The sequence below is a fragment of the Bacillus sp. FSL K6-6038 genome, assembly GCF_038050455.1.
Classification (GTDB): Bacteria; Bacillota; Bacilli; order Bacillales; family Bacillaceae_G; genus Bacillus_A; species Bacillus_A pseudomycoides.
Genome location: NZ_JBBOUH010000001.1, coordinates 3,076,160 through 3,091,684, shown reverse-complemented (window position 1 = coordinate 3,091,684; position 15,525 = coordinate 3,076,160). Strand labels below are relative to the sequence as shown.

21 protein-coding genes and 1 pseudogene are annotated in these 15,525 nt (G+C 31.9%); 21 read left to right on the top strand and 1 reads right to left on the bottom strand.

Annotated features, from left to right (window positions below; translation table 11 throughout):
• Positions 1 to 3: 3 nt before the first annotated feature.
• From NSQ40_RS16240 to NSQ40_RS16215, 6 genes are all read left to right on the top strand, one after another.
• Positions 4 to 339, top strand: coding sequence for a hypothetical protein (locus NSQ40_RS16240; RefSeq protein ID WP_258248495.1), 336 nt, complete (start codon positions 4 to 6; stop codon positions 337 to 339).
• Between the two features lie 180 nt (positions 340 to 519).
• Entirely contained in the window at positions 520 to 1,008 is a 489-nt protein-coding gene (locus NSQ40_RS16235; protein WP_258248494.1) for a hypothetical protein, read from the top strand.
• 254 nt (positions 1,009 to 1,262) lie between these two features.
• Positions 1,263 to 2,147: a deaminase domain-containing protein gene (locus NSQ40_RS16230; RefSeq protein ID WP_258248493.1), complete on the top strand. Its 885-nt coding sequence runs from the start codon at positions 1,263 to 1,265 to the stop codon at positions 2,145 to 2,147.
• A gap of 21 nt (positions 2,148 to 2,168) precedes the next feature.
• Complete coding sequence (locus tag NSQ40_RS16225) at positions 2,169 to 2,864, top strand: Imm3 family immunity protein (protein WP_097786877.1); 696 nt, start codon at positions 2,169 to 2,171, stop codon at positions 2,862 to 2,864.
• A gap of 537 nt (positions 2,865 to 3,401) precedes the next feature.
• Positions 3,402 to 3,692 carry a hypothetical protein gene (locus NSQ40_RS16220; RefSeq protein WP_018766329.1) on the top strand — a complete coding sequence of 97 codons (291 nt, stop codon included), beginning with the start codon at positions 3,402 to 3,404 and terminating at the stop codon, positions 3,690 to 3,692.
• Positions 3,693 to 4,632: 940 nt separating this feature from the next.
• Entirely contained in the window at positions 4,633 to 5,025 is a 393-nt protein-coding gene (locus NSQ40_RS16215; RefSeq protein WP_018766330.1) for a hypothetical protein, read from the top strand.
• A 2-nt stretch (positions 5,026 to 5,027) separates the two neighbouring features.
• Here the strand turns inward: NSQ40_RS16215 and NSQ40_RS16210 are convergent.
• A pseudogene (locus NSQ40_RS16210) lies at positions 5,028 to 5,246 on the bottom strand (IS3 family transposase); the annotation flags it as partial.
• Positions 5,247 to 5,460: 214 nt separating this feature from the next.
• On the opposite strand from NSQ40_RS16210, the gene NSQ40_RS16205 reads away from it, so the two are divergent.
• From NSQ40_RS16205 to cdiI (NSQ40_RS16135), 15 genes are all read left to right on the top strand, one after another.
• Positions 5,461 to 6,399, top strand: coding sequence for a hypothetical protein (locus NSQ40_RS16205; protein ID WP_258248492.1), 939 nt, complete (start codon positions 5,461 to 5,463; stop codon positions 6,397 to 6,399).
• Positions 6,396 to 6,728, top strand: coding sequence for a hypothetical protein (locus tag NSQ40_RS16200; RefSeq protein WP_240522747.1), 333 nt, complete (start codon positions 6,396 to 6,398; stop codon positions 6,726 to 6,728). The genes NSQ40_RS16205 and NSQ40_RS16200 overlap by 4 nt, the downstream gene beginning before the upstream one ends.
• A gap of 267 nt (positions 6,729 to 6,995) precedes the next feature.
• Positions 6,996 to 7,355 (top strand): Imm3 family immunity protein, encoded by a 360-nt coding sequence (locus NSQ40_RS16195; protein ID WP_018766333.1) that lies wholly within the window; start codon positions 6,996 to 6,998, stop codon positions 7,353 to 7,355.
• Positions 7,356 to 7,473: 118 nt separating this feature from the next.
• Positions 7,474 to 7,989, top strand: a complete 516-nt coding sequence (locus NSQ40_RS16190; protein WP_258248491.1) for a hypothetical protein — start codon at positions 7,474 to 7,476, stop codon at positions 7,987 to 7,989.
• A 448-nt stretch (positions 7,990 to 8,437) separates the two neighbouring features.
• A complete protein-coding gene (locus NSQ40_RS16185) occupies positions 8,438 to 8,878 on the top strand; it encodes a hypothetical protein (protein ID WP_018766334.1) in 441 nt (146 codons plus the stop codon).
• A 138-nt stretch (positions 8,879 to 9,016) separates the two neighbouring features.
• Complete coding sequence (locus NSQ40_RS16180; protein ID WP_098604344.1) at positions 9,017 to 9,466, top strand: hypothetical protein; 450 nt, start codon at positions 9,017 to 9,019, stop codon at positions 9,464 to 9,466.
• 369 nt (positions 9,467 to 9,835) lie between these two features.
• Positions 9,836 to 10,534, top strand: a complete 699-nt coding sequence (locus NSQ40_RS16175; RefSeq protein WP_341286132.1) for a CdiA family toxin C-terminal domain-containing protein — start codon at positions 9,836 to 9,838, stop codon at positions 10,532 to 10,534.
• 25 nt (positions 10,535 to 10,559) lie between these two features.
• A complete protein-coding gene (gene cdiI / locus NSQ40_RS16170; RefSeq protein WP_098604345.1) occupies positions 10,560 to 10,973 on the top strand; it encodes a ribonuclease toxin immunity protein CdiI in 414 nt (137 codons plus the stop codon).
• A 590-nt stretch (positions 10,974 to 11,563) separates the two neighbouring features.
• Positions 11,564 to 11,770: a hypothetical protein gene (locus NSQ40_RS16165; protein WP_341286131.1), complete on the top strand. Its 207-nt coding sequence runs from the start codon at positions 11,564 to 11,566 to the stop codon at positions 11,768 to 11,770.
• A gap of 141 nt (positions 11,771 to 11,911) precedes the next feature.
• Positions 11,912 to 12,313, top strand: coding sequence for an HNH endonuclease (locus NSQ40_RS16160; RefSeq protein ID WP_341286130.1), 402 nt, complete (start codon positions 11,912 to 11,914; stop codon positions 12,311 to 12,313).
• A gap of 11 nt (positions 12,314 to 12,324) precedes the next feature.
• Positions 12,325 to 12,762 (top strand): SMI1/KNR4 family protein, encoded by a 438-nt coding sequence (locus NSQ40_RS16155; RefSeq protein ID WP_098604346.1) that lies wholly within the window; start codon positions 12,325 to 12,327, stop codon positions 12,760 to 12,762.
• Positions 12,763 to 13,374: 612 nt separating this feature from the next.
• Positions 13,375 to 13,707 carry an HNH/ENDO VII family nuclease gene (locus tag NSQ40_RS16150; RefSeq protein ID WP_258248489.1) on the top strand — a complete coding sequence of 111 codons (333 nt, stop codon included), beginning with the start codon at positions 13,375 to 13,377 and terminating at the stop codon, positions 13,705 to 13,707.
• A 42-nt stretch (positions 13,708 to 13,749) separates the two neighbouring features.
• Entirely contained in the window at positions 13,750 to 14,184 is a 435-nt protein-coding gene (locus tag NSQ40_RS16145) for an SMI1/KNR4 family protein (protein WP_098604347.1), read from the top strand.
• Positions 14,185 to 14,615: 431 nt separating this feature from the next.
• Positions 14,616 to 14,981 carry a hypothetical protein gene (locus NSQ40_RS16140; protein ID WP_257150797.1) on the top strand — a complete coding sequence of 122 codons (366 nt, stop codon included), beginning with the start codon at positions 14,616 to 14,618 and terminating at the stop codon, positions 14,979 to 14,981.
• A gap of 19 nt (positions 14,982 to 15,000) precedes the next feature.
• Positions 15,001 to 15,384, top strand: coding sequence for a ribonuclease toxin immunity protein CdiI (gene cdiI / locus NSQ40_RS16135; protein WP_098604348.1), 384 nt, complete (start codon positions 15,001 to 15,003; stop codon positions 15,382 to 15,384).
• The last annotated feature ends 141 nt before the right edge of the window (positions 15,385 to 15,525 follow it).

The window sequence follows — 15,525 nt, the reverse complement described above, 5'->3', positions numbered from 1 at the left end:
CTAATGAATACAAATATAACATTGAATATGGCTATGAACATTGCCATAGATTATAAGAGTAAATATAATTTATCAGGTGATATTTTAGAAAACTTGGAACGTACAATAAAATTTTATAGTGAGTTTGATAGTGTCAATGGACCAGTGTGGTTGGTTATAGTAAGCATAGAACCAAATGATTTTTTTGCAGAGAATGAATACACGATTGTTATTTCAGACAAAGAAGCAGCCGTTAAATATATTATCGACCCTAATGGTCATATTTTTTCTCCTCATTTAGAAACTATGACTGATGAAGAATTTGAAGAAATATTCGGTGGTGATGAAAAAGAAAATTAAAAACCAAGAAAATAAATATATTATTTTGAAGGTATAAATACTATTATTAATAAAATTAATAAATGAAAAATTTTTTAAGAGTATGTGTTAAAAAGATGATTTTTGTATTCTGGCATTCTCCCCTTATAGTAGACAGTTGAAAGAAAGTTACTGTACTGTTTATTATGGAGGGGATTTTTTATGTCTTTAGATAAGTATAAAAACATGTCTGATGAAGAGTTTAAACAATTGTCTAATGAAGAATTTCAAGATTATATTAAGTTAAAGAAAGAAGATTTCTCTAGGCATTATAGAAAAATAAATGAAATTACTGTAGATGTGGTATTAAAACCTGAGGAAGTAATAGCAATTACGAAACAATATCATAAGAAAAGTAACTTAGATGGAGTGGTTAATGAAGACATCCACCAACTTTTCTTTGATGAGGCTTATACATTCAAAATTGATAAAGAGAATAGAAATAATAATGATGTGAGACCGGCATGGAGAGTATTAGTAGATTTACCAGAACCCCCTTTTCTTATGGAGGACTATACATTGATTGTGTCTGATAAAGATAAAAAAGTGATGGGGATGCTTGATCCAAACGGGCATCCGGTATTTAAAGGAAATGAATTTACGGATGAAGATATCGAATATATTATGAATAATGAGGATTCTGAAGATTAATTAAATTAATAACTTAGTGTATAGTTTTAGAAATAGAATAAATATCGTTATTATGCAATTTTGCGAGTTTCTCGATTACTGGTAAAGGAACATCTCCACTTTATAACGTTATTTGTTGAAGTTTTTGTCTATATGATCTGAACTGGAAGATGTGAATAATCTTCCAGTTTTTTGTTGAAATAAAAAACGAGATATAATTAAAAGAAGGAAATATAAGTCATCTAAAAAAATTACGAAATATTGTTTAAAAGTATTTGCAAGCTGATGAGTTTATTGATGTAAACGATGCGATTAGAGCAGTTACAGGTACAGACCAACGGACAGGAAAAGAGCTATCCACAAAAGAAAGACTTATTGCGGCAAGTTGGACGCTTTTGAACATTATTCCGGTTAGAAAAGTCCTCAGTGTTGCTGGAAAAGTAATTAAGTATGGCGGAAAAATGGCCGAGGGTGTAGATTATGTAACAGCTTCCTTCAAAGGCGTTGAAGTAGCTGAAGACGGTACAGTGATAGGGAAGCAAGTTGGTCCAGGGAAGCTTACCGAGTGGGTTAATACGCGCCATGCAGAGAGTACTAAGTTTATGGATGGTAAGATTCAGGGGATTGAGGATTCGCTTGCTAAGGGTACGGGTGATAGTGGAGGTAGATTCCCTACCAAATTGATTGATCCAGAAGCTGATAAACATATTATTGATAAGGTGGCTGAAGCAAGAGGAGGATTATCTAATAAATATAAAGAACGGGGTAATTTTGCATATGCAGAAGTAAATGTTACAGGTGTTGATAAGACAGATTTCTATGCACATAGTGGCATTCATAACTCAGCAAAAGGAATTCCAGGAACAGAGGAGTTTTCATTCAAACCCGAGAACCCGGTATACAAGGCAACTGAAGCACCTGACAATGCAGGGAATATTTACCTTAGAGATGCAGATACAGAGTATAAAATACTAAATGACGTAGCAAATAGATTAGGTGGTAATAAAGATGTGACGGGAACTATCAGATTGTTCACCGAAAAGGATACATGTGGTAGTTGCAATAAAATCATTCAGCAATTTCAAAAAGACTATCCTAATATTAAAGTTGAAGTACTTCATAATGGTGATACACCTATTCCGCTTGAAAATTCAAAATAATAAAATTCGGAGGTTTTATAAATGGCTTATAGCTGTGACGAGTATTCAGAATATATATATGAGACGTATAGTGAATATGTAGAAGATGAAAAAATGAGCAGAAAGGAGGCAGTTGCACGAACATTTAATGAGTATGATATGTTAATGAAAAAAAGCGAGACAGATAAATTAATTATCAGTGTAATATTTGCAGAAATTCTAGTTTCGCATTCTAAAATTTCCAATACATTCAAAAATTATATGATTGAAACGATATCAAATATTAACTTTATGTTAATAGAACAGGAGCATAAACTTACACAGGAACAGTACAATGATTTCCTCTTTCGTAAGGGGCAGGTACTTAAACAATTAGAAGCAAAGCCGTCAGACTATTATCCAAGAGTATGTTGGTACTATGAAGAATTAACAGACGAAGTTAATAAATTTTTTGATGAAATCAACTCTAATGATACAGATGAAAATGAGGTAGTTGCTAAAGTATTCAAGTGTTTTGAGCGTGACTGCAAAAATACAGCAAGTGAAAAAATTATAGTGTATACAACCTTAGCTGAAAATTTATTACGATATAATTTGATGCCACAAATAGAAGACATGAGTTTTATAAACGAATTGAAGAAGTTTACATTAGACAATATTCAAGGTGAACAGCTATCTGATGATGAGAAAGAAAAGTTGGCACAGCGTATACAAGTGGTTTTGGATTGCGGAGCATGAAAAATGCAAAACTAAGTTAAAAATTGTAAAAAATATTCAATAAGAGTGTAAATTAAACTGTGTAAGTTCCAAAAAAGAAGCATACGCAGTTTAATGGGAAACTTATATGAATTAAGTAAAAGGATAGCCAGCTTTCGAAAAAACATTGCGGGCTATCCTTTACTATTTACTATAATCTCAAAATCATCAGGATTATCGGGGATTCTTTCAATAGAATTGGGAAGTATCTACATTTACTTTAGAACATCCAAGGTACGGATGGCCATTACGTCTTTTACAAAACTTTGGTGAAGATGTTATGCGAAATGGATATTGGTTAGGACAGTGGCTTGAGAAAAAAACGGCATAGTTTTTTTCGAACTTGAATTTGAAGAGTGGGCAGAACGTACTTATAGAGGAGGCGGGGAAAGCCCCGAAACGATACGAGGGACCCCCTGTGAAGGTAAAATTAAAGATTGATACAGCGACAGAAAAAAAGGCAGAGTTAATATGAGGAAAGTGTCGCTCAATTTTATAATCTCAAATGGAGTGAATGATATGAATGATGTAATGAAACAGGCAATAACTCGTATTTCTCAGGTTACATGTGGAGCCTCTGAAGTGAAAAAGAAATCTAGTGAACTTTTAATCACTGAGTATTTGAGAAGGAGCTCGTTGTTTTTAGAAGTTTATCCATTTGAATGTGGACCATTTTTTAGCCCCGCAAAAGTGTTAGATATTAATCTGGATTTCGAGGATGTTATTACAAGTATTTTTACTGAGCCAGGTAAACCAAATTTATTATGTAAAACAATTTGTCTGCGTTACTTAGAATGGAAAGATCATTAACGGTGATTTTCAAGACGTTTAGGAGCCATTAATAAAGTACTTTGAAAGGGGAGGCACTCTTAGAATTGATAAGGGTATCTATTTAGACTATGGATTTGGAGCATTTCCTATAGACAATTGGCGGGAACGATATGTAAAGTTACAAGCTGCTGATATTTCAGATGAAAATTTAGACAATATTGATATTGAGAATAATTGAACTGATTATAATTTACGTTTACAGCCTTTGTGATAAGATTGTGAAATATAACCAAAAAACCAAACGCTCAACAATTTGCTAATTACTTGATAAATTTTCAAAGGCTTATTCTAACTTAAACGATAAGAAGGAATGAACTTTTTTACATGTAATCAAACTGCGATCTAGATACAACCTAAAATATGAACTAACATTGGATGATGATTTCTTTGTTAGTCTTTTTTTATGCTTAAAAGAAATAAAGGGAGGAATAAGTGTAATGATAATAATAGTAGGGCAATTCAACACACATATAATTGAAGATGGGAATAGTTCTTTTTCCGTATGAATGTTTTTTTCAGTGCTCTTGTATTGTTTCGGTTTTATTTTCTTTAGTAGTCATTGATGTGATGATAATTTAAAGATTGTAAAAGGGTCTATGCTACACTTGTTCTTGAATTTGGATAATTTTGTAGTATATGTACCGAAGGATTGATAAATTACTTCCTAAAAAATATTATTTGTTTGGTGGTAGTTTGAAAAAGACATAGGATTTGCTGGCAGAACGGGTGCAAAATGTGGAAAAATTGTTAGAGAAGAAACTTGAAAATCATTCGCTGAATATGGATATTTAGATGGGCACTTAATTTGTGGTGAAGCATCAAACGGAATGAAGTTTATGGGATATTTTAGGGACGGGGAAATTGCAAATTTCCACCCAGTAACAAGTTTTGATTAAGATATGTAGTTAGGAGAATGTTTATGAGCGAGAAAAAGATTATGGGTGATGAATGGAATAAGAATTTTATTAGAGGGATTTTTATTAATAAATCAAGAATAATAAAATGTATAAATGTAATTTTAACAAAAGAAGATGTTGTTTTTGATGATGTTTGTATGATAGCTACTTACAGTACCTATGATGACGGTGATTCTGAAAGATGTGAGATGGATGAAGTTGTATTAAGTATGGGATTTCCTGGTTATCCAGAAGAGATATCATGTTTAAAATATAAAGAGTTTTTTAAATTAATAGAGTATGGTTTAGAAGAGAAGATTTCTAGATTTAAGGAGTTAGAAAAAGAAGAAATCTTAAAAGAACTTGAAAAAGCAAGGAGTGGATTTGAGTCAATATTTTGGACACGAGAAAGTTAAATCTAAGCTACCTTTTTAGCTAGATCTTCTATTGCTTGAGGAGTTTTATAACCAATGCTACTATGAATTCGCTTGCGGTTATAAAACCCTTCAATATATTGAAATAGTGCCAGATTTGCCTGTTCAAATGTGACGTATTGTGTACGATATACTTCTCCTTTCTTTAAAATGGCATGAAACGACTTGATACAAGTGTTATCATACGGACACTTCCTCTTTGAAATCTATTGTAAAAAGTAAGAACTTCATGAAATTGCGTCCATAGGACCATACGGATATACATGAACTTAAAGCACTTGATTGTCTACTAAAGACAACAAGTGCTTTTTTGCGTTTAAGCATAGAGTTTAATTTAAAGGATTCATTACAATTTTATAAATGCACTAAGTGTTACATCTTTGGTGCTGTTTTTATGGATTATAATGGTTATGTACAGTGTACGACGATAGTAGAAACAAAGTTGTAAAAAGGATCAAAGTAACAACTAACCTTGGATTATTAGCGAAACTGCGAACTGGAGAAACTAGTTTTAATCCAAATATAGTACAATCATTGCGAGACAACAAAAATATTGCGCTTGACCGCGTGAGACTAGCAGGCCTAAAAGCAGAAAAATACGGAAATGAAAAAATGTATCAGCTTGGCGGAAAAATGACCCAAGGAATGGAGAATACACTTGCCTTCTTCAACAAGGGTCATGAAATAGTTGGAGACGGTGTAGTAGCAGGGAAACAAGGCGGTCCAGGAAAACAAGGCGGTCCAGGAAAGGTTACTGAGTGGGTTAATACGCGCCATGCAGAGAGTAGTAAGAAAATTAATGATGAGATTCAGGGGATTGAGGCTTCGCTTGCTAAGGGTACGGGAGATGCTAAATTTACCTATAAGAATAATCCTATGGATAACCCAAAGGCGGTAAAAGATATACTTGAAAATCCAGATGCAGTTTATGGTTTTTCACCTAATCCTGATTCAACTCGTATAGGTAAATATGCAAATAAAATAGATTGGAGCGATTCTGATCAAGTTGAAATTGCCAAACAGACAAGACAAGCATATCACGAGGCTAATGAGAAAATGTTGGATAATCTTTATAGTCAGGGATATTCTACAGAAGATATTGCAAGAAAGATGGTTAATGAACGCAATGCAAATAGGTTAAATAGCTATATTGAAAAAGGTGATATGGAGGGATATGAATTAGTAAGAAAGAGTAATTTACAAACTTATAATAATGCAGACGGTCCAACACCAGAGTCTTTTTTTGAAAAATATGGTTCATGGGAGGGAGTTGTTAATGCATCTGTAAGTAGTAATCCAGGTATGGATGCTTGTGTTGGATTATATGATATATATCATGGGGGAAAGTTGAAATGATTTGGAAAATAGAAGATAAAAAAGATTTTTTATGGTATACCAGTGATAAGTGTCAATTGAAGATAAAAGTAAATGAAGATAAAGTAAATATTTGGTTGAATTATAATGGGTATAACATTATCATGCCAATGGGAATGTGGGGATTTGATGATGAAGTTTCTGAAAGAGGACTTAAGTATTGTATAGGTGGAGATCATATGCAAGAGTGGTATTATATTGTAGACAAGAAAGACTTAAGGCTTTTTGTAGATTTAATTTATTTTTTTATTGAAGAACATGATGCAGATAAGATGATTAACCCTAAATTAGGTATTAAAGGATGGAATTAAAAAATACGCATAAATAGTTTTATAATATTGAATGCATTATATAATAAAGTAACAACATAAAAGTGTTGTTTGATAAAATAATAAAATAGTTAATTGTAACTAAAAGTAAATATATGTTATAACAATGAAAAGAGGTAGTGTTTCAAATAAGAAACATTATCTCTTTTTCTCATGCAAAGAAATTGTAGGAAGTAATAACAATTAGAGATAATACATAATAATGGGGAAAGATTAAAACCAAATTAATGGGTAATGGAGAGATTTTTAATGGAAGACTGGACATACAACGAGTTGTTTGAAACAATTCAAGGGGTATATAAAGAATTTTTATCTCAAAATAGAGGGCATAGACACACAATAGCAAGAATAGTAGACGATTTCAATAACTTAGGTAAAATAGAGGATATTATCGTTGATGTTGCTATAGGAGAGATTTTAATTACTTATGATAAAGTTTTCGTTGGTTACGTTGAAGGTATAACAAAGAGTTTAAGTTTGTTTAATCCACAGGAAGCAGAAGATGAATTAACATCAGAAGAAATAAAGGACTTATCGAGACGAATAAATAAAGTAATAGAAGGCTTAAAAAATGCAGAGGTTGATTATAATCCCTCAGCAGAACAGTGATATTTATAAGAGATTGAGTACATTAGCTGATTATATAAAAATTGAAAATTCATGATGGGTGAACTATCGTGCATAAAAATAGGATGAGAAAAACAAGCTTAGGCGAGATGACATTATAATGGGCGATGAATGTAAAGTGTGGAAATATTTGGGGAATTTAAACCGAGCAATTAAGCGGATTTCAGCAATTGATTGGAGTCGTATTGGGGAAATAGAAAGAAAATCGAATGTCCAATTGTGCAAAGAGTATTTAAGAAGAACTGCGATATTTTTCCGGACATATCCAGGTAAATGTGTTTACCCCTTTATAAGTATTTCTAATTCAATCACATCACCGCAAGTAAATATAGAAGGAATTGAATTAATTAATGAAGTGAAGAATAGTTATCAAAAGGCAATAGTTACAAGTTTCCTTGAACTAAATGCACTTATAGATGAGGGAAATCAAATCGCTATTGAAAACAAAGATCTATTTGAGCCAGTAATAAAACTTTATGAACGCGGTGGTTATTTCTATAAGAGAAGTGGCTTTGTAAATGTAGATGGAGTATCGTTTCAATTAAACAATTGGGAGGAATTTGAACCTTCTGACATAAGTGATAAAACTCTGAATAGTTTAGACGGATTTGAGTGAGTTGAGACATAAGTAAGACAATTCAAAAAGTTATGAAAGAAATAAGAGGCTCTCATTAGATAATCTTATCTGAAAAGTATTTGTACGATTATGAGGAATGAAAATTAGTTTGTTTTGGAAGTTAATGAAAAAAGTAGCAGAGATAAATACTAGAAATCTCTGCTGCTTTTTATGGTGCAAGTTGTAGAAGCGTGTAATCGGCAAAAATTACAGCAAGGGGAAATATGACTGCAGAGGAGAGAGCTGGTTTAGAGGAAAGAAATATTAAAAATACGGTAATCCAATAGGAACAACAGCTGAGAGTATGTTTAATAAGATAAAAGATTCATACATTGATAAAGGAATTTATGAATGAGATGAACAAGTATGGAAAATTATAATTGAAAAATCAATGCAAAAAGATGCAATAAATACACTATTAGGATTAGTACATTAGGAGGTGTAACCTATGATAATACTGAATAATTACTCTAAGACTGGCACATATATTATATTAGAACCTAGTGGATATTCAATAGTTGAAAAAAATAAAGTACAGTTAGTTAGGCAAGGTGTGGGAGGATTTAGTGAAGATGGACAATTGATAGGTATTTCTGTTGATTCAAATAAATTCTTTTTTATATATAATGAGAAGAAATATGAGGCAATTCCTGATGAGATTATCTGTATAAATGAGAGAACTGATAATGGAAAACGTAATTTTCAAGTTAAAATAACAGATAAGGTTGTGTGTGATATTACATATAAACCATATATAAGCCCATTCGTTTTAACTTTTGGCGATGATGAGGATGAATTCGATTATTTCCTATACCTAAGTAATTTGATGTTAAGTAAGGATTCCATGTTAAGTTTTATTAAAGGAATGAATAGATTAAAAAACTCATAAGAAATTTTAACATCAGGAGTATAATTTTGCTACAAAGTCATAAATTATCTAAATTCCTAACTTATAATTAAAATAGAAAATAACAATGTATAGCAGTGAAATAATAACGTCTTCTATTTGGAAAGGAGTATAATCATTATGATAACATTGCATAATTATCCAAAACTGGAATCATACATATTAATTGATAATAATACGTATTCAATAAAAGAAACTGGGGATAGGTATAAAACAGTACAAGGGATTGGTGGGATAAGTGAAGATGGACAGGTAGTTGGTATTTATGTTAAAGATAACAAACTATTTTTTTTCTACAATGGACAATCATTTGAAACATCTGTAGACGATCTAATTTGTACAAATAGTTATATTTCCAAATTGGAAAGATGTTTTAGTGTACAAATAGGGGGACAAAACATATGTAATATAGTTTATGAGCCTTTTATCGATCCAGGAATGATATATTATGATGCAGACCCTGAAGAATTTGATGTATTGTTATACTTAAGTGGATTAATGAAGAATGAGGATTCTATTAAGAAATTTATGAAGGGTATGGAAATAATTAAAGCACAGAATAAAAGCTAGTGTTTTAGAGAAAGAAAATTAAGCTTATGCAATGTCTACCGATGAATGAACCGAGTTCGCAAATATTTTGTGCATATTTTCTAGATAAATGTCCCAAATAAATTGGGTCTCAGTATTATATTTTACAATCCAATTAGCAGGTAGCAGGGGCTTAAAATACAATCAGTAAAATACGAACTAAAAAAATCACATGATTAACAGGTATTTAAAATAAAAGGGCTGTTCCATAAGTTGGTTTCACTTGCTTATGGGATAGCCCTTTTGTTTTAGTATAAAAATAATTTCAATAAAAAATTCATATAGGTAAAATAATAATTAGATTATTTCAAATTCTCCGGAGTAATAATGGGTAAATATGGGAATCGAAAGATGTCTCAGTTTGGCGGAAAAATGACCGAGGATGTGGGTCGCATAGTAGCCATATTCAAAGGCGTTGAAGCAGCTGAAGACGGTACATTGGTAGGGAAGCAAGTTGGTCCAGGGAAAGTTACCGAGTGGGTTAATGCACGCCATGCAGAGAGTACTAAGTTTATGGAGGGTAAGATTAAGGGGATTGAGGCTTCGCTTGCTAAGGATAATATAAAATATAAAGAAGGCTACTATGTTGAACATTTAACTGGAGAAGTAGAAAAGTGTACAAACCGTCACGGTGTAAGTGATGGACATAACTATGATCAATTTAAAAAATACTTTGATAACAGTGACCAATATAAATTGGAGGAAGTCAAGAGAGTTGAGCACTCAGATATTAAAGGTATATATGATATAGAGTATAGATTGAAAATTGAGACAAAAGATTATAGAGGTCAAGGGACCGGGGAATTTAAATTTGTACCGAAGGAAGGAAAAGACCCCTTACGCAAGACCGGATATGATCCTAGTGTGATTTCAAATGAACAAATTATCAAACTTGGTAAAGAAGCTATGGAAGATGGTCTTCTGAAAAAACAAATAGATGAATTAGGATATCAAGATAAAATATGGGGAACATCCAGTAACGGACTTAAGTTTGAAGGGTTTAGAAACAAAGAAACAGGCGAAATTAGTAACTTTTATCCAGTTATTTAATTTGATAAATAAAGGATGGATACGTATGAACGAAAACTTTAAATCAGAACGAAAATTATTTAGAGATACTTACACTAATAAAAATTTAAAAAAGCAAAATGTAATAAATGTTTTAGTAGAATTAACTCTAGATTATAACTTCATAGAAATTTTACAAGGATTTTTAGTTGAAAATGTTGTAAGAAGAGATACATTAGGTGTTGTGTATTCTGATGAATTTGATCCTGACGACGATGAATACTTTGGAGAGGATAAAGTATTATTTTATTATTACTACGGATTAGATGAAACACAAGAGGATATTGTCAACCATGAAGAACTTTGTGACTATTTAGGAGTGGCTTGTGACTTCTATATTAAGAAATACACTGATAAAAAAGTTGAAGTTAAAAATCTATTAGAACAAATAAAAGGGAAATATCAGATTAAAGAAAATTAAAGTTTTACATACTTTGATTGGCTAAATGCTTTTCAAGGTTTTTTACTTAAAAAATTTTATAGTTAAAATACCCTGATATCTGAATCAAAACTCATGAAGATGAGTAAACCTGTGACAAAAAATAAAAATAACACTTACTGCTCGGTATATATTTACACATGAGAACGACAAAACTTTTGTTGTTAAAGTTAAATATACACAGATAAAAAGGATTTACTTTTGAAGTGGACAAAAAAGTATGCTATTTAAAAGTAAAGACTCATGATAGGGTACTATGTGTAACCATATAATCAAAAGACAGTACAAATTTAATCCTACTTAAAAACATATAAACTTAAAGCATTTGATTGTCTAGTAAAGGCAACAAGTGCTTTTTTTGTTTTAGTATAGAAATTAAGAGGTTCATTATAATTTTATAAAAGCATGAAGGGCTAAAATTTTATAGCAATTTTTATAGTTTGTAACGGCTATGTACAGTGTATGACGGTCATAGAGAAAAATATAAAAGGGATTAAATTAACAACTAATCTTGGATTTATTCACAAAAAGTGAATGAGGGGAATTTTTTTCATTCAAATATAGTACAATCATTGCAAGACGGAAAAAATATTACGCTTGACCGCGTGAGACTAGAAAGCCTAAAAGCAGAAAAATACGGAAATGAAAAAATGTATCAGCTTGGCGGAAAAATGGCCGAGGGTGTAGATTATGTAACAGCTTCCTTCAAAGGCGTTGAAGCAGCTGGAGACGGTGCATTGATAGGGAAGCAAGTTGGCCCAGGAAAGGTTACCGAGTAGGTTAATGCACGCCATGCAGAGAGTAGTAAGAAAATCAATGATGAGATTCAGGGGATTGAGGCTTCGCTTGCTAAGGGAGCTAGTAAGGCTAAAAATTTAAAACTAGAAGACTTTACAAAAGAAGTCTTGAAAACCAAGCCTATGAATTCTCCAAGACCTGAAAGGTGGCTATTAAAAAAAGGGGGGCAAATTTCTATTGACGACAAGGGAGTTTGGACATATACAAATAAAAATGGACAGTCAGTAAGATACCCAAATGGCTATCCTGATTTTACACCTTATGCCCATCCAGATATACCGCCGGTTACAATTAAAGTCCATTCTCCAAAAAATAATCAAAAAGATTTTGAAGCAGCAAATTTAGAAGCCGGGTTAAGTAAGGGTTCAAATCCTCCAGTACCTAACAAAAGTCAACCACCAGAAGGTTATACTTGGCATCATCACGAAGATGGTAAGACAATGATATTGGTTGAGGAAGATATTCATGATGAATTTAAACATATTGGGGGACAATCCACGGTTAATGGAAAAAATAAAAAATAGGAGGAAAATTTATGGCGAAAATTGAATTAATACATGATAAATTATCTTTGAAGGATTTAGAGGTTTTTGAAAGGGAACATAATTTGAAATTTCCTGATTTATATAGGGAATTTTTGCTGAATTATAATGGGGGATACGTAAATCCTAACGTGTTTTCTATCTCTTCTGAAGAGGGAGAGAGTGCTTTGAATGTATTCTACGGTATCGGTAACATGCATAATAACCTAGAGAAAAAATTTAATTTCTTTGATGAGATATTGGAAATAGGCTTTATTCCTATTGCGAGTGATTCAGGTGGAAACCAAATTTGTTTAGGTATAAATGAAAGTTTTTATGAAAAGATTTATTTTTGGGATCATGAACAAGAAACTGATGAGTCTATGGAAAATATGTATTTCTTAGCCGATAATATTAATGATTTTTTAGATGGTTTATATGAATCGAAGTAAATAAGTTAACTTTTGGGGTAAGATGGATAATAGATTGTTAGAGCATTTGAATGAAAGATACTTCATAAGATAGATAAAGTGTATTCAAATGAAAAAATTTAATCTTTAATAGATATAGAAAAAAACTAAATGAATTATTGATAGGTAAACAAATAGGGAATAAAACTATATTGACCTTGATTGGCTCCAAGCTTTTCAAGGTTTTTTATATTTTAATTAACATTCTATGATTGTAAACAGATGTACGAGATTGGTTGCAGTGTTAAAAACAAAAGTAGATTAGGGCATAAATCTAGTAAGACAGGAAAAGAAACTGGTCATAGATTTGGAGGTTCTTCAGATTTAGATAATCTTGCATTACTATCGAGTAGTGTAAATTTGAGTAAATATAAGAAGTTAGAAAATCAATGAGCGGCGGACATAAAAGAATAATGTAAAAGCTAATTATGAAGGTGCTGACTTAAGGCTTTGCTTGCGGTGAGGAAAGGGAATGGTGGGTGGTAGATGAGGCAAGGAAACTATTGGAGATAATAGGTTAGTGGATATGAATAAAAGTATTTGATTCTAAGGTAGAATGGACAGCTACTAGACCTAAAGGAACACAACAAACATATGAGGTGTTTAAAAAATGATATTGATTGGAATCAAATAAGGACTACGGATGAAAAACGATTCATCGGTAAAACAAATGCTGAAGCTGCCGTAAGTCGAGTAGCACCACAACTCCCGGATGGTGGATTTGCTACATTGTATCACATTGGACAGGATTCAAGGGGGCCATTAGCTGAAGCTAGTACAAGGTATCATGGTGTTGGAAAATATGGTCAAGATATTTTACACAGTCAATTTGGTAAAAGTAAACCTAATCCTAGTTTTCCAATTGATAGGAAAAAATTTGGAGTAGATACAAGAGAATATTGGAAATGGAGAGTAGAAAATAAATAAATTATAGAGAGAGGTATTAAAAGGGGTGAGAAAATCTCTGGAATGAAAAAAAGATATGAAGCACTATACTCTAATGAAGGAATTAATGATGAAGATTTAGTGAAAATAGAAGAGAAATTGAATATAAAATTACCAGAAGATTTTTGTGAGATAGCTACATTTTTCAGTGGGGGATATTTTGGGGGAATAAGTAATCACTCATTTTCGAATGTAGATAACAGTCTAAATATCATAGATGAAACAATTAGATTAAGAGAGGTTGTTCATTTACCCTCTAGATTTATTGTTTTAGCTGAACCGCCTGAAAGTTTAATAGTAATGGATACTCTAAATACTCCTGCAATTATCTGGTTTGATGGAGTAGAAATTTCTGAATTAGAGAAAAAGTCTTTTACGTCCAAACCAGATGAGTGGGAGACTTATGCAGATTATTTTGAAGAATTGTTGGAGGAAGAAGAGGAAGAGCAAGGAATATAGGCAATAAATCTTTGTAAGGCTTGGTATAACTAGATTTATAATGAGTTTGAAAAGTTAAGTTGAAAAATATAAACTTTAGTAATTTATCCGAAAGTGTAAAATTGATGATTTTTATTGATATTTTTATATTTTGTATAATAAGAATTATTTGTGAATAACGAAAAAACACTTTAATGATACGGCTGGCACGATAGAATGTGTTAAGTCTCGATCTAATTCAACTTTGAAAGATATCTAACATTATCCATACGATATGGTGCATAATCAAAAGAAATAAATATAAGAATCCACAGTAGAAGATTTTTTTACCTGTGGATTTTCTTTATTTGTTAAACCTTTCATTGTATTAATTAAGTATAAGATAAGAAAATTGATAGCTAGATTATCTAAAACTAGCAAGCCTAAAAGTAGAAAAATACGGAAATGAAAAAATGTATCAGCTTGGCGGAAAAATGGCCGAGGGTGTAGATTATGTAACAGCTACACTCAAAGGCGTTGAAGCAGCTGAAGACGGTACATTGATAGGAAAGCAAGCTGGTCCAGGAAAGGTTACCGAGTGGGTTAATGCACGCCATGCAGAGAGTACTAAGTTTATGGATGGTAAGATTCAGGGGCTTGAGGCTTCGCTTGCTACGAGAATAGGGAATGCTGGTTCAGGAGTTAGTAAGGAAGTTAGTGGAGTTAAGGGTATGGGTGAAAATATTATTTTTAAGCCAGGATATGATACCCATTTAATAGAGATTGATAAAACAACTGGAGAGGTTAAAAATTTCTTCCATGTGTTTCCTAAACAATAGTCTAAGGAGAATGTTGATAATGGATGATGAAATTTATTACGTAGAAAATTTTGAGGAAAAAGTTCAGAATATGGAAGCTTATTTTAATACCATTGGAGACGGATATTTCTTAGAAGCATTACATCATTTTAAACTTGCTAAAGGATTTGGAATTGGATTTACAAGTTGCTACTTTGCTACCGAATGTCAACCACATGATGAGGAGTATTTTGGAGATACTGGAGTCAACTTTACTACGATTCCGCCAGTAACAAGTGTGGAAGTCTATGCAATTGTAGACTATGAAACATTTTATAATTATTTAAAAGAGGTCAGTGGAAATTATGTATCTCGGAATAAACATAATGCAGAGGAAGTTGAAGCTTGCTTGAAAGAAATTAGACATAAATTTAATATTGGATAAACACTATGTACATGAAAATCAATTCGTGGGTTTACTTTTTAGAAGTAGGATTGTACGATACAATCAACAAATCAAACGCTAAAAAATTTGTCAAACACGCTTAATAAATTTAAAAGGCTTATTCCAACTTGAGTGATGAGT